Genomic DNA, 20,793 nt, shown 5'->3' with positions numbered 1-20,793 from the left:
GGCTGGTCAGCCCTGATGATCGCCGCTCGGCCTGTTCCATGGCGTCGCCAAGGTCGCCCGGGCATGGCTGCGACAATCGGCCGCCCCATGGACCGCGAACCGGATTTCCTGCGCAAGCTGCACGAAGAACTGTCAGATGCGCGCGTTTGGGTCGACCGTGCCCTGGTGCTCGGCTTCGCCGCGCTGGCCGGCCTGGCTGTCGTGCTGCTGACCTTGCTGGCCGATGGCGCGATGGACTGGTTCCTCGCGCAACGCGCGCAGCGGCCCTGGCTGGCGCTCTTGTGGACGCCCGCGCTGACGGCGGCCGTGGTCTGGGCCACGCGCCGCTGGTTCCCGGGCGCGGCGGGCTCGGGCGTGCCCCATGTCTGCGCGGCGCTCGATCCGCGCGTGCCGCCGCACGAGCGCGCGCGCTTCGTCTCGCTGCGCCTGTCGGGCGCGAAGATCCTGGCCGTCTCCGGCGGCCTGCTGGCCGGGCTGTCGACGGGCCGGCAGGGCCCCTCGGTGCAGGTGGCCGCGGGCGTGATGTTCGCCGCGCGCCGCTTCCTGTCCGCGCGCTCGGGCGTGAGCGACCGCGAGCTGCTGGTGGCGGGCGGGGCCGTCGGTCTGGCGGCCGCCTTCAACACGCCACTGGGCGGCATCGTGTTCGCGATCGAGGAGCTGTCGCGGCGCATCGAGCAGCGCAGCAGCGGCCTGATGCTGGCGGCCATCGTGGTCGGCGGCCTGGTGGCGGTGTCGGCCTTCGGCAATTTCTCGTACTTCGGCCGCGTGCATGTGGAGATGCTGGCCTGGTGGAGCCAGCTGCTGCCCGGCGCTCTGGTCGCGCTCGGCAGCGGCCTGTTCGGCGGCCTGCTGGCGCGGCTGATGATCGCGTCGGCCACCGGCCTGCCCGACCGCTTCTGCGGCTGGCGCCGGCGCCACCCGGTGCGCTTTGCCGCGGGCTGCGGCTTCTTCGTGGCGCTGATCGGCCTGATCAGCCAGGGCGCGGCCGTGGGCGGCGGGCACCACCACACGCGCGAACTGCTGGCCGCCGCGTCGGCGCAGGAGCACGCCTTCCTGACCTACACGGGCCTGAAGTTCATCGCCTCGTGGCTGTCGGCCTGGTCCGGCGTGCCGGGCGGCATCTTCGGGCCGGCCCTGTCCATCGGCGCCAGCTGGGGCGCCGACGTGGCGGCCATCACCGGGTCGCCGCACCTGCCGGCGCTGATCGCGCTGGGCATGGCCGGCTTCCTGGCCGCCGTGACGCAGACGCCGATCACCGCCATGATCATCGTGATGGAAATGACCGACGGCCATGCCATGGTGCTGAGCCTGATCGGCTGCGCGCTGCTGGCCAGCCTGGTCTCGCGCATGGTCAGCCGACCGCTGTACGCCACGCTGTGCGAACTGCTGGTGCAGGAGCTGCACGCCCGCCAGCCCACGCCGCCCGCGCCAGGCCGCCACTGAAGCGCCTTGGGCGCATCCGGCTCAGGCCTCGCGCGGAAACAGCCGCCCGATGCCGCTGCGCAGGTGCAGCGTCATCGCCTCGCGCGCCGCCGCGGGGTCGCGTGCCGCGATGGCCTCGTCGATGCGCAGGTGCTCGGCGCGCACGTCGCGCCAGCGGTGCATGAGCGGCTGCGGCGACAGCTCGCGCACCAGGCGGATGGCCACGCGCGTGTGCTCCACCAGCGCTGCGATGGTGAGGACCAGGTAGCGGTTCTCGCTGGCCTTGGCGATGGCGGCGTGGAAGGCGATGTCTTCCTCCACGCCGGGTTCGCCGCGCTGCTGGGCCGTGTCCAGGGCCTTGCGCCGCGCGGTGATGGCCGCGCGCAGCCGTGCGTCGCGGCTCTGAGCAGCCAGCGCCGCGCTCTCGCCTTCGAGGATGCAGCGGAATTCCAGGAAGCTGCGCACGTCCGGAATGCCCTGGATCGGGCCGTAGTCGATGGTCTTGTGGGCCGGTTCTTCCGCCACGAAATGGCCGGCGCCGCGCGCGGCCGTCACGCGGCCCTCGGCGCGCAGCCGGGCCAGCGCCTGCCGCACCACGGGGCGCGACACGCTGAAGCGCTCGGCCAGCGCATGCTCGCCCGGCAGCCGGTCCCCGGTGGCGAGCTTGTCGTGCTGGATCAGCACCAGCACCTGGTCGTAGACGGTGTCGGTCAGCAGAGTCGTGGCCATGGTGGGGCGTCGGAGTTGTCAGCCGATTATCGGCAAGTTGTCTGACATGTCGGCTCCGAAATTGACATGTCGAGGCGTGCGCGCGGACCATGCGCCACCGGCCCCAGTGCCTGCTTCTGGAGACAACCTTGAAATCCCTGCTGTCGCTGGCCCTTGCCTGTTTCCTTGTGCCCCTGCCTGGCATCGCCAACGCCCAGGCTGCCTGGCCCGAGAAGACCGTCACCGTCGTCGTGCCGTTCCCGGCCGGTGGCGCTACCGATTCCGCCGCACGCGCCATGGCCACGCAGATGCAGGCGGCGCTGGGCCAGTCCTTCGTCGTCGACAACCGGCCCGGCGCCACGGGCACCCTGGGCGCCGGCCTCGTCAAGCGCGCCGCGCCCGATGGCTACACGCTGCTGGTGGCCTCGCTCGCGCCCTACGTGGTCGCGCCGCACCTGTTCAAGTCCGTGCCCTACGACGCGCTCAAGGACTTCGACTACCTGAGCGTGCTCGTGCAGGCGCCCAATGTGCTGGTGGCCGCGCCGGGCAAGAAAGCGCGCAGCGTGGCCGATGTGCTGGCCGAGCTGAAGGCCAGCCCCGGCAAGGTCAGCTTCGCGAGTTCGGGCAACGGCGCGTCGGACCATCTGTCGGCCGAGCTGTTCTGGCAGCAGACCGGCACCTCCGGCCTGCACGTGCCTTACAAGGGCGGCGCGCCGGCCATCAACGACCTGCTGGGCAACCAGGTCGATTACTCGTTCCAGAACGTCAACGCCGTGCTGCAGCAGATCCGCGCGGGCAAGCTGCACGCCATCGCGGTGACGGGCGCCCGCCGCTCGCCGGTGCTGCCGGACACGCCCACGCTGGCCGAGGCCGGCGTGCAGGGTGCCGAGGTCTATTCCTGGCAGGGCCTGGCCGCACCGCGCGGCCTGCCGCCGGCCGTACGCGACAAGGCCGCCGCCGCAGCCGCTGCCGCCATGCGCGACCCGCAGGTCGCCGCGCGGCTGACCGAGCAGGGACTGGAGATCGTGGCTAACACGCCGGCCCAGTTCGCGGACTTCCAGGCGAAGGAGTTTGCGCGCTGGAAGACGCTCATCGAGACCCGCAAGATCACCGCCGATTGACATGACCACCATCCGCACCCTGCGCACCTACCGCGTGCCCGAACGCCCCAGCCTGATCTGGCTGGAACTGGAGACCAGTGACGGCCTCGTCGGCCTGGGCGAGACTTTCCGCGGCGCTGCTGCTGTCGAGACTTGTCTGCACGAGGAACTCGCGCCGGTGCTGCTGGGCCGCGACGCGCGCCACATCGAGGGCATCTCGCGCCAGTTGCTCACGCCCTACGTGGGCTACAACAGCTCGGGCACCGAGGTGCGCTCGGCCAGCGCGGTCGACATCGCGCTGTGGGACCTGGCCGGCCAGCGCCAGGGCGTGCCCGTGTACCAGGCGCTCGGCGGCGGCGCGCGGGCCAGCGTGCCGGTCTACAACACCTGCGCGGGCTACGCGTACAACACCACCGGCAAGCGCCGCGACATCGGCACCGAGGACGAAGCGGCCGGCCCCTACGACGACCAGGTCGCCTTCATGCGCGATGCCGGCGCGCTCGCGAAGAGCCTGCTGTCCGAGGGCTACAAGGCCATGAAGATCTGGCCGTTCGACATCTACGTTCCGGCCAGCGGCGGCAACCTGATCACGCTGGCCGACCTGGACAAGGGCCTGCAGCCCTTCCGCCAGATCCGCGAGGCCGTGGGCAACCAGATCGAGGTGATGTGCGAGCTGCACAGCCTGTTCGGCGGCCATTCGGCGCTGCGCATTTGCCAGGCGCTGGAGGAGTACGGCGTGTTCTGGGTCGAGGACCCGCTGAACAAGATGGACGATGTGGCCGGCCTGGCCGACCTGCGCCGCCGCACGCGCGTGCCGATCTGCGGCAGCGAGACGCTGGGCGGCCTGCGCCCGTTCCGCGACCTGCTGGCCGGCGACGCGCTGGACGTGGTGATGCTCGACCTGTCCTGGTGCGGCGGCATCACCGAGGGCCGCAAGATCGCCGCCCTGGCCCAGGCCTACAACCGGCCGCTGGCACCGCACGACTGCACCGGCCCGGTCACGCTGATGGCGGGCCTGCACATGGCGCTGCACGCCCCGACTGCGATCTACCAGGAGGTGGTGCGCGCCACGCTGGCCACCTGGTACCGCGACATCGTGACCGGCCTGCCCGTCATCGACGCCGGCATGGCCCAGCCGCCGGCCGAGTCCGGCCTGTGCACGCGGTTGAAAGACAGCTTCAAGCAACAGAGCGGCGTGATCGTGCGCGAAAGCCGATGACTGCGTCGAGGACCCCCATGCAGATCAAGATCGTCGGGCTGCACGCCCCCAACGCCCCGCGTTTGCGCGAGCTGCTCGGACCCGACCACGAGGTCCAGGCGCTGGACGCCTTCCCCGCCAGCGGCGAGATCGCTGCCGACGTGGTCATCGCCAACGCCATCGCCGCCGACGAGGCCGCGCGCCTGCGCTGCCGCCTGGTGCACGTGCCCGGCGCCGGCGCCGAGCAGGTCGCCCTGCCATTCCTGCCGGCCGGCACCACGGTTTGCAACGTGCACGGGCACGAGGTGCCGATCGCCGAGTTCACGCTGCACGCGATCCTGGAGCACTGCCTGCAGCTGTGGCAGTACCCGGCGCGGCTGGACGCCGAGGCCTTCGCCCAGGTCTACGCCGCGCGGCCGCAGCATGGCGAGGCCGATGGCCGCACCGTCGTCATCGTCGGCTTCGGCCACATCGGCCAGGAGATCGCGCGGCGCGCGCGCGCCTTCGGCATGCACGTGGTTGCCGTCACGCGCAGCGGCAAGCCAGATGAGCTGGCCGACGAGAGCGTGGCCGTGTCCGCGCTCGACCGCGTGCTGCCGCGCGCCGACGTGCTGGTGCTCGCCTGCCCGCTGGAGGACAGCACGCGCGGCCTCATCGGTGCGCGCCAGTTCGGCCTGCTGCCGCCCGGTGCGCTGCTGGTCAACGTGGCGCGTGCCGAGGTCGTCGAGGAACAGGCGCTGTACGAGGCGCTGCGCGACCAGCGCCTGGGCCGCGCCGTGCTCGACGTCTGGTACCAGTACCCCAGGAAGGGCCAGCCGCCCGTGGCGCCCTCGCGCTTTCCCTTGCACGAGCTGCCCAACGTGCGCGCCACGCCCCACATCTCGGCCATCACGCCAGCGCTGCTGCAGCGGCGCTACGCCTTCATGGCCCGCAACATCCTGCGGCTGCAGGCTGGCGAGCCGCCACAAAACGTGATCCACCCCGCGAGCTGATCGCACCTCTTTCAACCTGGAGACAAGCATGCCTACCCACAAGAACCTGTCCACGCGGCGCGCCGCGATCGCCATCACCACGGCTCTGCTGGCCGGCACCGCGCTGCCCGCCCTCGCGCAAGACGCCGCCAGCTACCCCAACAAGATGATCCGCATCATCGTGCCCAACCCGCCCGGCGGCACCTCCGACGTACTGGCCCGCCTGATCGGCAAGGAGCTCGGCGAGACGCTCAAGCAACCCGTGGTGGTGGAGAACAAGGCTGGCGGCAACGGCCACATCGGCGCCTCCTTCGTCGCCAAGTCCGCGCCTGACGGCTACACGCTGCTGCTCATGGACATGAGCAACGCCACCATCGGTCCCAGCGTCGCCCAGCTCAACTACAACCCGCTCAAGGAACTGACGCCGGTCCTGATGCCGGCCTATTCACCGCACCTGCTGGTGGTGCGGCATGACCTGCCCGTCAAGAACATCGACGAGCTGGCCGCCTGGGCCAAGAAGAACGGCAAGCCCCTCAGCTTCGGCACGCCGCTGGCCTCCATCAGCCAGCTGGCCGGCATCCTGCTGGCGCAGAACAAAGGCTTCGAATTCAACGTGATCGGCTACAAGGGCGGCGCGCAGGCGCTGGCCGACCTGGCCGGCGCGCAGATCGACAGCGCCATGGCCAGCGTGCTGGCCACCAACCCGCTGGTGCAGAGCGGCAAGATCAAGGCGATTGCGGTCACCAGCGCCAAGCCATTCGCCGCCACGCCCGGCGTGCCCACCGTGGCCTCGCAGATCCCCGACTTCGTGACCGGCTCCTGGCAGGGCCTGATGGCGCCGGCTGGCACGCCGCCCGCGGTGCTCGACAAACTGCAGGCCACGGTGCGCGAGATCGTCGCGCGGCCCGACGTGGCCAGGCGCCTGGCCGAGCTGGGCTCGGAGCCCTCGGACATGAGCCGTCAGCAGATGGCCGAGTGGATGCAGGCCGAGACGGTGCGCTGGGGCAAGGTGGTGAGGGACAACAATATCAAGCCGGAGTAGTCGCCTCGCTGGCGCAGTGCCACGGCCGCCATGTTGGGCGGCTGTGGTCCACGCCGCTCAATCCAGCTTCGCCCCCGAAGCCTTCACCAGCTTCTCCCACACCGGCGCATCCTTCTTGTACGCCGCCGCAAAAGCCTCCGGCGTCCCGGCCACCACATCGAAGCCCAGGTTGGCGATGCGCTCGCGCATGTCGGGCGCTTCGAACACGGCGGTGATCTCCTTGGCCATGCGGTGCACGATCTCGGTGGGCGTCTTGGCCGGCGCGGCCATCGCCACCCAGCCGACGATGCGGTAGGCGTCGTCGTTCATGCCCTGCTCGGCCAGCGTGGGCACGTTGGGCAGCACGGCCATGCGCTTGTCGCCCGTGGTGCCGATGACCTTGAGCTTGCCGGCATCGATGTGCGGCTTGGTGTTCTGCGCGCTGGAGAACGCCATCTGGATCTGGCCGCCCAGCAGGTCCTGCACCATGGGCGCCTCGCCCTTGTACGACACATGCGCCATGTCGGCGTCCAGCGACTGGCTCATGAACGCGCCGGCCAGGTGCGCGTACGAACCGATGCCGTAGGAGCCGTACGACACCTTGCCCTTGTTGGCCTGGATGTACTTGCGCAGCTCGGCCGCGTTGCTGGCAGGCACGCTGGGGTGCACCACCAGCGTGACCGGCGCGATGGCCAATTGAGAAACCAGCGCCAGGTCCTTCTGCGGGTTGTAGGGCAGCTTGGTGTAGAGGAACTGGTTGATCAGCAGCGAGGTGCTGAGCGACACGGTGAAGGTCTGCCCATCCGGCGCAGCCTTGGCCACGGCGTCGGTGCCGATGATGCCGCCGGCGCCGCCCTTGTTGTCGATGATCACGGGCTGGCCCAGGCGCGCGGTGAGCTTGTCGGCCAGCATGCGGGCCACGGCGTCGGTGGCGCCGCCGGCGTTGAAGGGCACGATGATCTTGATGGGCCGCGTGGGCCAGGCGGACTGGGCGCGCACGAAGGGGGCGGCCACGAGGCCGGTGCCCAGGGCGAGCAGGGTGCGGCGGGAAGTCGTTCGGGTCATGTCTGTCTCTCTTGTTGTGGGGGAAATCAATGCGGCGGGCTCAGCCCAGCCATTCCTTCAGCACCGCATCGCGGTCGGCGCCGAGCTGCGGCGGCGCGAGGCGGATCGGCAGTCGCTGCCCGTCCATGCGGTAGGGCGGCGCCATCACATGCGTGGTGCCGGCGTCCGGGTGCGGCTGCTGCGTGACCAGGCCGTCTTCCGTCGCGCGCGTGGAGGTCAGCGCCTCATGCAGGCCCAGCACTTCGCCGCAGGGGATGCCGGCCTTGCTCATGGTGGCGACCAATTGGTCGCGCTTGCGGCTGCCGATTTCCTTGTACAGCTCGGGCAGCAGCGCGGCGCGGTTCTGGCCGCGGCCCAGGTTGGTCTTGAAGCGCTCGTCGGCCGCCAGGTCGGGCCGCTCCAGCGCCTCGGTGCACAGCTTCTCGAACTGCGCGTTGGTGCCCACGCTGATGATGACGGGGCCGTCCGCCGCGTCGAACACGCCATAGGGCACGATGCTGGGGTGCGCGTTGCCGTACTTGGGCGGGTCGCCGCCCTGCAGCAGCGCCTCCAGCCCGCTGTAGGCCGTGATCATGAGGCCGCAGTCGAAGAGGGCCATCTCCACATGCCGGCCCACGCCGGTCTTCTCGCGCTGGTACAGCGCGGCCAGCACGGCTTGCGCGCTGTACATGCCGGTCATCAGGTCCACCGCGGCGATGCCGAACTTGAGCGGGCCCTGGCCCTCTTCGCCGTTCATGGCCATGATGCCGGCCTGGCCCTGGATCACCAGGTCGTAGCCCGGGCGCTTGGCCTCGGGGCCACCACGGTTGTAGCCGGTGACCGAGCAGTAGATGAGGCGCGGGTTGAGCTCGCGCAACTGCTCGTAGCCCAGGCCCATCTTCTCCATGCCGCCGGTCTTGAAGTTCTGCACCACCACGTCGGCCTTGGCGACGAGCTGGCGCGCCATGTCCTGGCCTTCGGGCGTGGAGAGGTCCAGCGTGATGGACCGCTTGTTGCGGTTCATGCTGTTGAAGTAGGTGGTCTCGGTCTTGCCGACGCGCAGGCCCCAGTCGCGCGTGTCGTCGCCGCGCTTGGGGTGCTCGATCTTCACGACGTCGGCGCCGAAATCGCCGAGCACCTGGGCGCACAGCGGGCCGGCCAGTACGCGCGAGAAGTCGAGCACGCGGATGCCGGCGAGCGGCAGCGTGGAGGGGGAAGCTTGGGTCACGGTTGTCTCTCCTTTGTTGTGGATGCCGGGATCATGCCCGGCGCTGGCGGGCGATCAGTTCGCGACGATGTGCTTGTCGCGCACCACCTTGCCCCATTTGTCGAAGTCGCCACGGATGCGCGTGGCCATGTCGGCGGGCGGCTGGTAGGCCGCGATGGCGCCGGCGTTGAGCAGCCGCGACTGCACGTCCTTGTCGGCGAGGATTTGCTTCACCTCGGTGCTGAGGCGCTCCACGATGTCCTTGGGCGTGCCGGCCGGTGCCAGCAGGCCGCCCCAGGACACGGCATCGAAACCGGGGAAGCCCTGCTCGGCCACCGTCTTCACATCGGGCAGCATGCTCACGCGCTGCGGCGAGCCCACCGCGATGGCGCGCAGCTTGCCGGCCTGGATGTGCGGCAGCGCAGCCACGAGGTCGGCGTACATCATCGGCACCTGGCCGCCCAACAGGTCGGTCACGGCCGGCGTGCCGCCCTTGTACGGCACGTGCTGCATGTCGAACTTGCCCAGGTCCTTGAGCATCTCGGTGGTCAGGTGGCCGAAGCTGCCGGGGCCGGAGCTGGTGTAGTTGAGCTTGCCGGCCTCGGCCTTGGCCTTGTCGATCATCTGCGGCAGGCTGGTCACGCCGGGCAGCACGCTCGGGTTCACCACCATCACGATCGGCAGGTCATACACCGTGGCGATGGGCACGAAGTCGCGCGTGGTGTCGTAGCTCACGCTGCTGTACAGGTGCGGCGCCAGCAGCGTGGGCGTGGCCAGCATCATGATCGTGTAGCCATCGGCCGGGCTCTTGGCGACGAACGATGCGGCGATGGTGCCGGAGGCGCCGGCGCGGTTCTCCACCACCACGGGCTGCTTGAGGCGCTCGGCCAGCTTCTGGCCCACGACGCGCGAGGCCGTGTCGGTGGGGCCGCCCGGTGGGAACGGCACGATCAGCCTGATGGGCTTGTTGGGCCAGGCCTGGGCCAGGGCCGATGCAGTGCTGGCGACACCCAGGGCGGCCACGGCGAAGGCAATGGCATGGCGGCGCGTGGCGCTGGACGGAAAACGCATGGAGGGGGTCCTTCGGAATCGATGCGATGGGAGGGGGCGCCTCTGCGCGGCGAGAGCCGCCGCCAGGGCGCCGTGCACAGCCCCAGGGGGGGCGTGCAAGGCGAGGGGATGTCGGAGGCTGCGCGCTCAGCGCCGGCGCAGTGCCGTGAAATCGGCCTTGCGCTTTTGCAGGAAGGCACCAATGCCTTCCTGTGCCTCGTCATCACCCTGGCTTTCGACCATGGACCGCGCTTCGAGTTCCAACTGTTCGTCCAGCGTGCGCGCATGCGCACCACGGCACAGCGCCTTGATGCGCGCGCTGGCACGGTCCGGGCCCTGGGCCAGTTGCGCGCCGAGTGCAATCGCTGCGGCTTCGGCGCTGCCCGCATCGACCAGGCGGTTCACCGCGCCCAGCGCATGCAGGCGCTCGGCCGTGATGCGCTCGCCCAGCAGGCACATCTCGGTCAGCACCTGGCGCGAGACGAACTCGGCCAGGAACGACGTAAGCCCGCCGTCGGGCGTGAGGCCGACCTTGATGTAGGTGGCGCTGAAGAACGCGGTGCGCGAGGACACCAGCAGGTCGCAGGCCAGCGCCACCGACATGCCGGCGCCGGCCGCGCCGCCCTCGACGGCGGCGATCACCGGCTTGGCCGTGTCGCGCAGACGCCGCACGAAGCCGTGCAGCAGCTCCAGCCGTTCGCGCCGGTCGGCTGGGGCCATGTCGCGCCGCGTGATCAGCTGGTTCAGGTTGCCGCCGGCGCAGAAGAAGTTGCCGGCGCCGGTCAGCACGATGGCGCCGATGCCCGGGTCCGCGTCGGCATCGGCCAGGGCCTGCGTGGCGGCCGTGTAGAAATCCGGCGACAGCGCGTTGCGCGCCGCCGGGTTGTTGTTGACCAGCACCAGCACCGCGCCCTCGCGGCGCGTGAGCAGTGCCTCGCTCATGCGGCCTCCTTGCCCAGCGCGATGTAGCGCTGCAGGTGGAAGTCCTCGTCGCCGAGCTGGTGGTCGATCATGACCAGGCGCTTGGCATAGTGCGACAGCGGCAGTTCCCAGGTCATGCCGATGCCGCCGTGCAGCTGGATGGCCTCCTCGGCCACCAGCGTACCGATGCGACCCACGCTGTACTTGGCGGCCGACACAGCCTTCTCGCGTGCGATGCGGTCGTCGCCATCCACCGCGGCCGCGGCGTTGATCACGGCCGAGCGGGCCTGCTCGATCTCCAGCAGCACATCGGCCATGCGGTGCTGCAGCGCCTGGAAGCTGCCGATGGGCACGCCGAACTGCTTGCGCGTCTGCAGGTATTCCAGCGTGGCGGCGCGCGCCACGTCCATGGTGCCCAGCGACTCGGCGGCCAGCGCCACGATGCCACGGGCGACCGCATGCTCGACGGTGGCCAGCGCCTTGCCTTCGGTGCCCAGCAGCGCGTCGGCCGGCACGGTGACGTTCGTCAGCGTGACCTGGGCCACGCGGCCACCGTCCACCGTGGGCGAGCCGTTGACCGACACGCCCGTGGCATCGGCCGGCACCAGGAACAGCGACAGACCCTGCGTGGTGCTGGCCGAGACCACGAACAGCGTGGCGGCTTCGCCCTGCTGCACCATGGTCTTGGTGCCGTTCAGCAGCCAGCCGTCGCTGGTCTGCGTTGCGGTGGTGGCGGCCTGGTCCAGCGTGTAGCCGCTGCCCGGCTCGCCATGCGCGAAGGCAGCAATCGTGCTGCCGTCGATGATCTTCTCCAAGTGCGCGCGCTGGGCTTCGTTGCCCGCCTTGGCGATCGCGCTGCCGGCCAGCACGGCGCTGCCCAGCAGCGGCTCGACCACCAGGCCGCGGCCCAGCGCCTCGAAGACGACGGCGATGTCGAAGCCCGCGCCGCCGTAGCCGCCATCGGCCTCGCTGAACAGCGCGCCGATGGCGCCGAGTTCGGCGAACTGCTGCCACTGCTCGGTGCTGTAGCCCTTGGGCGCCTTCACGATCTTGTGCCGCGCCTCGATGCCGTACTGCTCGGCCACGTAGCGGTTCAAAGTGTCCGCCAGCATGCGGCGGTCCTCGGTGTGTTCGAAGTTCATCTTGGCCTCACAGTCCCAGGATCATCTTGGAGATGATGTTGCGCTGGATCTCGTTGGAGCCGCCGAAGATCGACAGCTTGCGGTTGTTGAAGTAGCCGAGCGCCGCGTTGGGCGCTTCCTCGGCGCCGGGGTGCCAGCCTTCTTCGTCGGCCAGCGCACGCGCCTCGGGGCCCATGGCGCGGCGCAGCAGCGAGGTGAGTTCCTGGCGGATCACCGTGCCGCGGATCTTCAGCATCGAGCTCTCGGCACCCGGCACGCCGCCACCGGCCACGGCCGCGATCACGCGCAGGTTGGTGGTCTTCATGTTTTCCAGGTCGATCTCGACCTTGGCCACACGCGCCGCGAACAGCGGGTCGTCCAGCAGCGGCTTGCCGTTCTTCTGCACCTTGGCGGCGGCCTTCTTGAGCCGGGCCAGCGCGGCGATGGAGAAGCCCACACCGGCGATGTTGGTGCGCTCGTAGGTCAGCAGGTACTTGGCACAGTCCCAGCCGCGGTTCTCCTCGTAGACCAGGTTCTCGGCGGGCACGCGCACGTCGGTGAAGAAGACTTCGTTGACCTCGTGCGCGCCGTCCAGCGTGATGATGGGGCGGATCTCCACGCCCGGGCTCTGCATGTCCACCAGCAGGAAGCTGATGCCCGACTGCTTCTTGGCCGCCGGGTCGGTGCGCACCAGGCAGAAGATCATGTTGGCGTGCTGGCCCAGCGTGGTCCAGGTCTTCTGGCCGTTGACGATGTAGTCGTTGCCGTCGCGCACGGCGGTGGTCTTCACGCCCGCCAGGTCCGAGCCCGCGCCGGGCTCGCTGTAGCCCTGGCACCACCAGTCGTCGCCGTTCAGGATGCGCGGCAGCCAATGCTTCTTCTGCTGCTCGTTGCCGTACTTGATGAGCACGGGGCCAAGCATGTTCACGCCGAAGGGCACGATGCGCGGTGCGTGTGCGATGGCGCACTCGTGTTCGAAGATGTACTTCTGCACGGCGCTCCAGCCAGGGCCGCCATACTGCTCGGGCCAGTGGTTGGCCAGCCAGCCGCGCGCGTTCAGCTTGGCGTGCCAGGCTTCCATGTCGGCCTTTGAGAGGTGCTCGCCATCGCCGACCTTGTCGGAGAGCTCGGGCGTCAGGTTGTCCTTCAGGAAGGCGCGCACTTCATCGCGGAACGCGATTTCTTCGGGGGTGAAGTTCATGTCCATACTTTTGTCCTTTCAGTTCTGCCGTTCTCAGCGCGGGCCGGCATGCGGCGATGCCAAAGGCCGCAGAGCAGACCATCCCAGTGCACCCGCGGAACTGGCTCTGCCAGGCCGCTGGGTGCGCCCCCTCGAGGGGGGATGGGGTGGCTACACGCAGTGAGCCATCCAAACGGGGGTGGTCAATACATTTCGAACAGGCCGGCGGCGCCCATGCCACCGGCGATGCACATGGACACCACGCCGTACTTGGCCTTGCGGCGGCGGCCTTCCAGCAGCAGGTGGCCGGCCAGGCGCGCGCCCGTCATGCCGAATGGGTGGCCGATGGAAATCGCGCCGCCATTCACGTTGAGCTTCTCGTGCGGGATGCCCAGCTGCTGCTGGCAATACAGCGCCTGCGAGGCGAAGGCTTCGTTCAGTTCCCACAGGTCGATGTCGTCCACCGTGAGGCCATGGCGCTTGAGCAGCTTGGGGATGGCATAGACCGGGCCGATGCCCATCTCGTCGGGCTCGCAACCGGCGACCGCAAAGCCGCGGAACGCGCCCAGGGGCTTGAGGCCCAGGCGCTCGGCTTCCTTGGCTTCGACCATCACGCAGGCCGAGGCGCCGTCTGACAGCTGCGAGGCGTTGCCGGCCGTGATGAACTGGTCCGGCGCGCGCACGGGCTGCAGCTTGGCCAGCGCCTCGTAGGTGGTGCCGGGGCGGTTGCAGTTGTCCATGGTGGCGGTCACTTCACGCTGCGTGACGGCCTTGGTTTCCTTGTCGGTCACGGCCATGGTGGTGGTGCAGGGCACGATTTCGTCGGCGTAGATGCCGGCCTTTTGCGCCACCTCGGTGCGGCGCTGGCTCTCGGCGGAGAAGCGGTCCTGCGCCTCGCGGCTGATGTTGTAGCGGGCGGCCACGATGTCGGCGGTCTCGATCATGGCCATGTAGAGGGCGGGCTTGTGCTCGACCAGCCAGGGGTCCATGCCCGAATCGCCGGCATCGGTGGCGCTGCGGGTGCGGATCTGCGAGATGCTTTCCACGCCGCCGGCCACCATGGCCGGCGCGCCGGCCACGATGGCACCGGCCGCGCTGGCAATCGCCTGCAGGCCCGAGGCGCAGAAGCGGCTGACGGTGAGGCCGGCCACCGACAGCGGCAGGCCGGCGCGCAGGGCCGTCTGGCGGCCCACGTTGCGGCCGGTCGTGCCCTCGGGGTAGCCGGTGCCCAGGATCAGGTCTTCGATCAGCGCCGGGTCCAGGCCCGAGCGCTCGACCGCGGCCTTGACGGCGAAGGCCGCCAGCGTGGGGCCGGGCGTGATGTTGAATTCGCCGCGGTGCGACTTGGTGAGCGGGGTGCGGGCGGTGGAAACGATGACGGCTTCGCGCATGGCGGGTCTCCTGGTGGTTGTGTGTGAGAGAGGGATCAGGCCTTGTTCAGGCTCGCGAAATTCTTGCCTTCGGCGACGAGCTTTACCAGCAACGGCGCGGGCTGCCAGAACAGCGGGTCTTCCTTGGCGAAGGTCTGGATGTCGTCCAGGATCTTAGGCAGGCCCACCGTGTCGGCGTAGTGCATGGGGCCACCGCGAAAGCGCGGAAAGCCGTAGCCCGAGAGGAAGGTCACGTCCACGTCCAGCGGGCGCAGCGCGATGCCTTCGGCCACGACCTTGGCGCCCTCGTTGACCATGGCGGCCATGTAGCGGCGCATGATCTCTTCTTCGGTGAAGCTGCGCGGCGTGATGCCCTTGGCGGCGCGTTCGGCGTCGACGATGGCCAGCACCTCGGGGTCTTCCACCCCGGTGCGTGCGCCCTGCGGGTACTGGTACCAGCCGCGGCCGGTCTTCTGGCCGAACCAGCCGCGCTCGCAGATGCGGTCGGCCACGGGCACATACCGGGCTTCAGGGTTGCGCGTCGCCGCTTTGCGCTTGCGCGTGGCCCAGCCGATGTCGCCACCGGCGAGGTCCGACACCTGGAAAGGGCCCATGGGGTAGCCGAAGTTGCGCACCGCCGCGTCGATGGCGTAGGGGCTGGCGCCGTCTTCCATGAGGTAGTCGGCGGCCTGCTTGTAGACGGCCAGGATGCGGTTGCCGATGAAGCCGTCGCACACGCCGGCACGCACCGGCACCTTCTTGAGCTTCTTGGCCAACTCGAAGGCCGTGGCCACCACGTCGGGACTGACCTTGGCCGGCACCACGATCTCCAGCAGCTTCATGATGTTCGCCGGCGAGAAAAAGTGCAGGCCGATCACGTCCTGCGGCCGGCCGATGCTGGCGGCGATGGCGTCGATGTCCAGGTAGGAGGTGTTGGTGGCCAGCACGGCGCCGGGTTTGCAGACGCGGTCGAGCTCCTTGAACACGGCCCTCTTGACCTCGATGTCTTCGAACACGGCTTCGATGACGAGGTCCACGTTGGCGAAGGCGGCGTAGTCGGTGCTGCCGGTGTAGCGCGCCATGACCTTGGCCTTGCCGTCCGCCGTCATGCGGCCCTTGGCGATGAGGCCGTCGTAGACCTTCTCGACATTGGCGCGGCCGCGGGCAATGGAGGCCTCGTCGCGCTCGACCATGGTGACGGGCAGGCCGGCGTCCAGCGCGGCCACGGCGATGCCGGCGCCCATGGTGCCGCCGCCGACCACGCCGACGGACTGCAGCGCGCGCGGTTGGGCGGCTGCGGCCTCGGGCACCTTGGCCACGTCGCGCTCGGAGAAGAAAGCGTGGATCAGGCCGGCGCGCTGCGGGCTGTCCAGGCACTGCATGAACAGCTCGCGCTCGTACTTGATGGCCTCGTCGAAGGGCTTGTCGAGGGCGGCTTCGACCGCGTCGACGATCCTGTGCGGCGAGAACAGGTTGTGCGATTTCTTCTTCTGCTCGGCACGCGCGGCGGCGATAGCGGCGCGGCTGGCCTCCACGTCGGCCAGGCCTGTGGCGTCGCGCGCGCGGCGCGGGCCGGCGCCCGCGGCCAGGAGTTCCTGGGCATAGGCCAGGCCCTCGGCCAGCGTGTCGTCGCTCTTGGCCAGGCGGTCGATCAGGCCCAGCTTCAGCGCTTCGGCAGCGCCCACGTGGCGGCCCGTCAGCATGATGTCCAGCGCGGCGGCGGCGCCCACCAGGCGCGGTGCGCGCTGCGTGCCGCCGGCACCGGGCAGCAGGCCCAGCAGCACTTCGGGCAGGCCGAGCTTGGCGTTGGCGACCGCGATGCGGTAGTGCGCGGCGATGGCCACTTCCAATCCACCGCCCAGCGCGGCGCCGTGGATAGCGGCGATCACGGGTTTCCTGCTCGCCTCGATGCGCTTGCAGACATCGGTCAGCAGCGGCGGCTGCGGCGGCAGGCCGAATTCGCGGATGTCGGCCCCGGCGATGAAGCTCTTGCCGGCGCCCACGATCAGCACGGCGGCGATGGCGGCATCGCCCTCGGCGCGCTCCATCGCGTCGGCCAGGCCGCGGCGCACAGCGGCGCCCAGCGCGTTCACGGGCGGGTTGTCCACGGTGACCAGCAGCACCTTGCCGTGCAGTTGGGTGCGGACCACTTGTTCGTCTGTCGCCATGTCTTGTCTCCTGAGGAAGCGGAGCCGGCATTGTTCGCCTGCTTCGTCGGCTTGACAATGGCATAGACTTTGGACACACCGTCAAGCCGATTTGAACAATGAGCCTCGATGTCCAATCCCTGACCTTGCTGGTCCAGATTCTGGATGCCGGCAACCTGGCTGAGGCCGCGCGCCGGCTCAAGATGAGCAGGGCCAACATCAGTTACCACCTGAACCAGGTGGAGCGCGCCATCGGCCAGCAGCTGATCCGCCGCACCACGCGCCGGCTGGAGGCGACCGAGATCGGGCTCAAGCTCTACGAGCACGGCCGCGTGATCCAGAACGAGCTGCTGGCCGCGCGCGAGGCCGTGGCCACGCTGGGGCAGGAGCTGGGCGGGCGCGTGCGGCTCTCGGTGCCCAGCGGCTATGGGCAATTGACCATGTCGCCCTGGTTGCTGGACTTCAAGCGGCTGTACCCGGCCATCGTGCTGGACGTGCTGTTCGAGAACCGCGTGGAAGACCTGATGCGCGAGGAGATCGACATCGCCGTGCGCGTGCTGTCGGACCCGCCGCAGAACCTGGTCGCGCGCGACATGGGGCCGGTGCGCTTCGTGGCCTGCGCCTCGCGCGACTATGCCGAGCGCCAGGGCCTGCCGCAGCGTCTGGAAGACCTGCAGCACACGCCGCTGTTGACGGCGGCGGTGATCGGCAGGCAGCTGCGCCTGGCCGCCTATCTGGACGCCGAACGGCACGAGGTGCTGATCGAGCCCACGCTGATCTCGGAGAACTTCATGTTCCTGCGCGAGGCCATCGTCGCCGGCCTCGGTGTCGGACTGGTGCCCGACTACACGGTGCGCGACCTGCTGGAGGCCGGCACCGCCGTCACGGCACTGGACGCCTGGCGGCTGTCGATCTTCGGCACGCACATGCATCTGCTGTACATGCCGAACCGGCACCACACGCGGGCCATGGCGACCTTCATCGACTACATCCTGCAGCGCTCGCGCGAGCGTGGCTGAGACCGCGCGTCGTTCACGACACCCGGCGGTCCTGCGCGAGCACGCGGCCGGGCTGCGCGCGGCACTGTGGCAACCCTGCAAAACGATGCCTTCCGGTAGACTCCTAAACCGCATCGTTGCTGGGTTTTCCGCCTGTGCGGGCTAACCGGCACCTCGCGCCCATGCGGCGCGAGGGCGATACGGTTGGCCCGTCCCGGGCCGTTGATGGAATGGACTGATACGAAAGCTGACGATGGCGAAGGAAGACCTGATCGAAATGACCGGCGTGGTGGACGAAGTGCTGCCGGATTCGCGCTACCGCGTGGTGCTTGAAAACGGCCACCAGCTCGTGGCCTACAGCGCCGGGCGCATGCGCAAGCACCACATCCGCATCCTGGCGGGCGACCGCGTGACGTTGGAGCTCTCGCCCTACGACCTGACCAAGGGCCGGATCAAGTTCCGCCACCTGGACAACCGCGGCCCGATGCCGCCGACGTCGTCGCGCTGAACGCCGATTCCCTGGCAGCCCTGCGCGCAGGCCGGGGGCTGGCTACTTGCGCAGCGTGCGGCTCAGCAGCATCACCGGCATCAGCCCCACCAGCACCAGGGCCAGAGACGGCAGGGCGGCTTCGCCCAGGCGCTCGTCGCGCGCGAGCTGGTAGGCCACCACGGCCAGCGTGTCGGTGTTGAACGGGCGCAGCACCATGGTCGCCGGCAATTCCTTCATCACGTCGACGAACACCAGCAGCGCTGCCGCAGCCGTCGAGCGCCGCAGCAGCGGCCAATGCACGCGGCGCAGCAGCCCCATGGCGCCCGTGCCCAGCATGCGCGCGGAGTCGTCGAAGCTCTGCGGGATGCGCGCATAGCCGCTCTGCATGGACTGCAGCGCCACGGCGCAAAAGCGCACCAGGTAGGCCCAGACGATGCCCAAGGCCGTGGCCGTGATCCAGTAGCCCGCACTGCTGTCGGGCGCCGCCTGCTGCAGCCAGCCCACCGGTAGCAGCAGCCCCACCACGATGACCGCGCCCGGCACGGCATAGCCCAGGGCCACCAGCTGCACGGCGCCGCGCTGCAGCGTTCGCGGCGTGCGGCGCACGCAGAACGCGAGGAACAGCGCCAGCGCCACGGCCAGGACGGCGGTCAAGGCGCCGAGCCAGATGCTGTTCGTCGCCCATTGCACGAAGCGGTTCCAGGGCAGCACCGACCAGTCGGCCGCGAGCGGGCGCAACATGAACAGCGCGGGCAGCACGAAGCCCATCAGCACCGGCAGCGCACACAGCGCCAGCGCTAGCAGCCAGCGCGCGCCCTGCAGTCGCACGGGCTGGGCATCGCTGCCGGCGGGGCGCGCGCCGCGCGACGTGGCAAAGCGCATGCGCGCCTGGGCGCGCTGCTCCAGCGCCAGCAGCACCACCACCAGCGCCAGCAGCATGGTGGCCAGCTGCGCGGCGGCGATGCGGTTGTCCATGGCCAGCCAGGCCTTGTAGATGCCGGCCGTGAAGGTCTGGATGCCGAAGTAGCTGGAGACGCCGAAGTCCGCCAGCGTCTCCATCAACGCCAGCGCCGTGCCGGCGGCGATGGCCGGCCGCGCCATCGGCAGCGCCACCTCGCGGATGCGGCGCGAAAGCGGTGCGCCCAGCAGCCGCGCGGCCTCCATCAGGTGCGTGGCGCGCTCGGCCAGCGCCGTGCGCGCCAGCAGGTAGACGTAGGGGTACAGCGAGAACGTGAACACCCAGGCCGCACCCCACAGGCTGCGCACCTCGGGCAGAACGCGGCCGCGCAGCCCGAAGCTCTCGCGCAGCCAGGTCTGCGCCGGGCCGCTGAACTGCAGGAAGTCGGTGTAGGCATAGGCCAGCACATAGGCCGGCATGGCGAGCGGCAGCAGCAGCGCCCATTCCATGGTGCGCCGGCCGCGGAAGTCGAACAGCGTCACGCAGGCCGCGGTGGCCGTGCCGACCAGCACCACGCCGAACGCCACCATCGCGCTCAGCGCCACCGTGGTGCCCACGTAGCCGGGCAGCACGGTCTGGCCCATCTCGCGCAGGATCTGCGCCGTCTGGGCGTCCCACTGCGTCCACGACGCCAGCACGGCCAGCACGGGCAAGGTCAGCACGGCGGCGACCAGCAGCATGGGCGCGAGGGAAAGCCAGCGGCGGGGCATGGAGATAGGCGAGGGAGGGGAGCGGGGAGGGGCGCCGCCGCGGGCGCAGAAGATGAGAATTGTACGCATCACGCTGCCTACAATCGGCCGCCATGTTCCTCGATGTCTCCCACCTCGCCGTGCGCTACGCCGGCCGCCCCCGGCCTGCCGTGGACGATGTGTCGTTCGGCCTGGCTGCAGGCGAGATCGGCGTGCTGATCGGCCCTTCGGGCTGCGGCAAGACCACCTTGCTGCGCACCGTGGCCGGGCTGGAGCCGGCGCAGGCAGGTGAGATCCGGCTGTCGGGCAAGGTGGTCAGCAGCGCCGGCCTGCAGGTGCCGGCCGAGCAGCGCCGCATCGGCATGGTGTTCCAGGACTACGCGCTGTTCCCGCACCTGGACGTGGGTCGAAACGTGGGCTTCGGCCTCGCCGCGCTGCCGCGTGCCGAACGCGCCGCGCGCGTGGCCGAGGTGCTGGCGCTGGTGGGCCTGGAGGGCGCGGAGCGCCGCGCGCCGCATGAGCTCTCGGGCGGCCAGCAGCAGCGCGTGGCGCTGGCCCGCGCGCTGGCGCCGCGTCCGCAGCTGTTGCTGCTGGACGAGCCCTTCTCCAACCTGGACGTGGAGCTGCGCGAGCGCCTGGCCCACGAGGTGCGTGGCATCCTCAAGGCGGCCAAGGCCACGGCCTTGTTCGTCACGCACGACCAGTTGGAGGCCTTCGCCATCGGCGACGCCATCGGCGTGATGCACGAGGGCCGGCTGCACCAGTGGGCCGATGCCTACACGCTGTACCACCGGCCGGCCACGCGCTTCGTGGCCGACTTCATCGGCCATGGCGTGTTCGCGCCCGTCACCGTCACGCACGGCGACACCGGCCTGCGCGTGGAGACGCCGCTCGGGCCCGTCAACGGCAGCGCCGCCGCCCAGGCCGCCGCCAGCCTGCAGGGCAACGGCCCGCTGGACCTGCTGCTGCGTGCCGACGACGTGGTGCACGACGACGCCGCGCCGATCAAGGCCGAGGTGCTGCGCAAGGCGTTCCGCGGCTCGGAGTTCCTGTACACGCTGCGCCTGGCCTCGGGTGAAGTGGTGCTGGCCCATGTGCCCAGCCACCACGACCACCGCATCGGCGAGTGGATCGGCGTGCGGGCGGACCTGGACCATGTGGTGACGTTTCCGCGGGGCGGCTAGGGTTTCGCGCGAGA

Annotated in this window: 18 protein-coding genes; 8 read left to right on the top strand and 10 right to left on the bottom strand. The window is 70.0% G+C overall.

What is annotated here, in order from left to right:
• The first annotated feature begins 87 nt into the window (after nucleotides 1-87).
• Nucleotides 88-1,443, top strand: a complete 1,356-nt coding sequence (locus tag ASF43_RS10530; protein WP_056180124.1) for a chloride channel protein — start codon at nucleotides 88-90, stop codon at nucleotides 1,441-1,443.
• Between the two features lie 21 nt (nucleotides 1,444-1,464).
• Here ASF43_RS10530 and ASF43_RS10525 read toward each other — a convergent pair whose 3' ends face one another.
• The gene (locus ASF43_RS10525) at nucleotides 1,465-2,151 is read right to left on the bottom strand and encodes a FadR/GntR family transcriptional regulator (protein ID WP_056180121.1); all 687 of its coding nucleotides are present in this window, start codon (nucleotides 2,149-2,151) and stop codon (nucleotides 1,465-1,467) included.
• An 89-nt stretch (nucleotides 2,152-2,240) separates the two neighbouring features.
• On the opposite strand from ASF43_RS10525, the gene ASF43_RS10520 reads away from it, so the two are divergent.
• The 4 genes from ASF43_RS10520 to ASF43_RS10505 are packed head-to-tail and all read left to right on the top strand — an operon-like array spanning nucleotide 2,241 to nucleotide 6,441.
• Nucleotides 2,241-3,251: a tripartite tricarboxylate transporter substrate binding protein gene (locus ASF43_RS10520; protein WP_056180117.1), complete on the top strand. Its 1,011-nt coding sequence runs from the start codon at nucleotides 2,241-2,243 to the stop codon at nucleotides 3,249-3,251.
• A gap of 1 nt (nucleotide 3,252) precedes the next feature.
• On the top strand, nucleotides 3,253-4,449 hold the full coding sequence (locus ASF43_RS10515) for a mandelate racemase/muconate lactonizing enzyme family protein (RefSeq protein WP_056180114.1): 1,197 nt from the start codon (nucleotides 3,253-3,255) through the stop codon (nucleotides 4,447-4,449).
• A 17-nt stretch (nucleotides 4,450-4,466) separates the two neighbouring features.
• Nucleotides 4,467-5,420 (top strand): 2-hydroxyacid dehydrogenase, encoded by a 954-nt coding sequence (locus ASF43_RS10510; protein WP_056180113.1) that lies wholly within the window; start codon nucleotides 4,467-4,469, stop codon nucleotides 5,418-5,420.
• 28 nt (nucleotides 5,421-5,448) lie between these two features.
• Nucleotides 5,449-6,441, top strand: a complete 993-nt coding sequence (locus ASF43_RS10505; protein ID WP_056180110.1) for a tripartite tricarboxylate transporter substrate binding protein — start codon at nucleotides 5,449-5,451, stop codon at nucleotides 6,439-6,441.
• A 57-nt stretch (nucleotides 6,442-6,498) separates the two neighbouring features.
• Here ASF43_RS10505 and ASF43_RS10500 read toward each other — a convergent pair whose 3' ends face one another.
• The 8 genes from ASF43_RS10500 to ASF43_RS10465 form a co-directional block, all read right to left on the bottom strand.
• Nucleotides 6,499-7,485, bottom strand: coding sequence for a tripartite tricarboxylate transporter substrate binding protein (locus ASF43_RS10500; RefSeq protein WP_056180107.1), 987 nt, complete (start codon nucleotides 7,483-7,485; stop codon nucleotides 6,499-6,501).
• Nucleotides 7,486-7,525: 40 nt separating this feature from the next.
• Complete coding sequence (locus tag ASF43_RS10495) at nucleotides 7,526-8,692, bottom strand: CaiB/BaiF CoA-transferase family protein (RefSeq protein ID WP_056180104.1); 1,167 nt, start codon at nucleotides 8,690-8,692, stop codon at nucleotides 7,526-7,528.
• Between the two features lie 54 nt (nucleotides 8,693-8,746).
• Nucleotides 8,747-9,742 carry a tripartite tricarboxylate transporter substrate binding protein gene (locus ASF43_RS10490; protein ID WP_056180101.1) on the bottom strand — a complete coding sequence of 332 codons (996 nt, stop codon included), beginning with the start codon at nucleotides 9,740-9,742 and terminating at the stop codon, nucleotides 8,747-8,749.
• A 126-nt stretch (nucleotides 9,743-9,868) separates the two neighbouring features.
• Nucleotides 9,869-10,663 (bottom strand): oxepin-CoA hydrolase, alternative type, encoded by a 795-nt coding sequence (locus tag ASF43_RS10485; protein WP_056180098.1) that lies wholly within the window; start codon nucleotides 10,661-10,663, stop codon nucleotides 9,869-9,871.
• Nucleotides 10,660-11,784 carry an acyl-CoA dehydrogenase family protein gene (locus tag ASF43_RS10480; RefSeq protein ID WP_056180095.1) on the bottom strand — a complete coding sequence of 375 codons (1,125 nt, stop codon included), beginning with the start codon at nucleotides 11,782-11,784 and terminating at the stop codon, nucleotides 10,660-10,662. The genes ASF43_RS10485 and ASF43_RS10480 overlap by 4 nt, the downstream gene beginning before the upstream one ends.
• Before the next feature lie 7 nt (nucleotides 11,785-11,791).
• A complete protein-coding gene (locus tag ASF43_RS10475; protein WP_056180091.1) occupies nucleotides 11,792-12,970 on the bottom strand; it encodes an acyl-CoA dehydrogenase family protein in 1,179 nt (392 codons plus the stop codon).
• Nucleotides 12,971-13,146: 176 nt separating this feature from the next.
• Nucleotides 13,147-14,334, bottom strand: coding sequence for an acetyl-CoA C-acyltransferase (locus ASF43_RS10470; RefSeq protein ID WP_056180089.1), 1,188 nt, complete (start codon nucleotides 14,332-14,334; stop codon nucleotides 13,147-13,149).
• A gap of 35 nt (nucleotides 14,335-14,369) precedes the next feature.
• Nucleotides 14,370-16,481, bottom strand: a complete 2,112-nt coding sequence (locus tag ASF43_RS10465) for a 3-hydroxyacyl-CoA dehydrogenase NAD-binding domain-containing protein (RefSeq protein ID WP_056180086.1) — start codon at nucleotides 16,479-16,481, stop codon at nucleotides 14,370-14,372.
• A 98-nt stretch (nucleotides 16,482-16,579) separates the two neighbouring features.
• Here ASF43_RS10465 and ASF43_RS10460 point away from each other — a divergent pair, with 98 nt between their 5' ends.
• The gene (locus tag ASF43_RS10460; RefSeq protein ID WP_056180084.1) at nucleotides 16,580-17,479 is read left to right on the top strand and encodes a LysR family transcriptional regulator; all 900 of its coding nucleotides are present in this window, start codon (nucleotides 16,580-16,582) and stop codon (nucleotides 17,477-17,479) included.
• A gap of 232 nt (nucleotides 17,480-17,711) precedes the next feature.
• Nucleotides 17,712-17,966, top strand: a complete 255-nt coding sequence (gene infA, locus ASF43_RS10455; RefSeq protein ID WP_056180081.1) for a translation initiation factor IF-1 — start codon at nucleotides 17,712-17,714, stop codon at nucleotides 17,964-17,966.
• A gap of 42 nt (nucleotides 17,967-18,008) precedes the next feature.
• Here infA and ASF43_RS10450 read toward each other — a convergent pair whose 3' ends face one another.
• Nucleotides 18,009-19,616, bottom strand: a complete 1,608-nt coding sequence (locus ASF43_RS10450) for an iron ABC transporter permease (protein WP_056180078.1) — start codon at nucleotides 19,614-19,616, stop codon at nucleotides 18,009-18,011.
• 92 nt (nucleotides 19,617-19,708) lie between these two features.
• Here ASF43_RS10450 and ASF43_RS10445 point away from each other — a divergent pair, with 92 nt between their 5' ends.
• Nucleotides 19,709-20,779, top strand: coding sequence for an ABC transporter ATP-binding protein (locus ASF43_RS10445; protein WP_056180075.1), 1,071 nt, complete (start codon nucleotides 19,709-19,711; stop codon nucleotides 20,777-20,779).
• The last annotated feature ends 14 nt before the right edge of the window (nucleotides 20,780-20,793 follow it).

The sequence above is a fragment of the Pseudorhodoferax sp. Leaf267 genome, assembly GCF_001422405.1.
Classification (GTDB): Bacteria; Pseudomonadota; Gammaproteobacteria; order Burkholderiales; family Burkholderiaceae_C; genus Pseudorhodoferax.
Note: the sequence above shows the minus strand (reverse complement) of the source record. Positions and strands in the feature narration are given on the sequence as shown.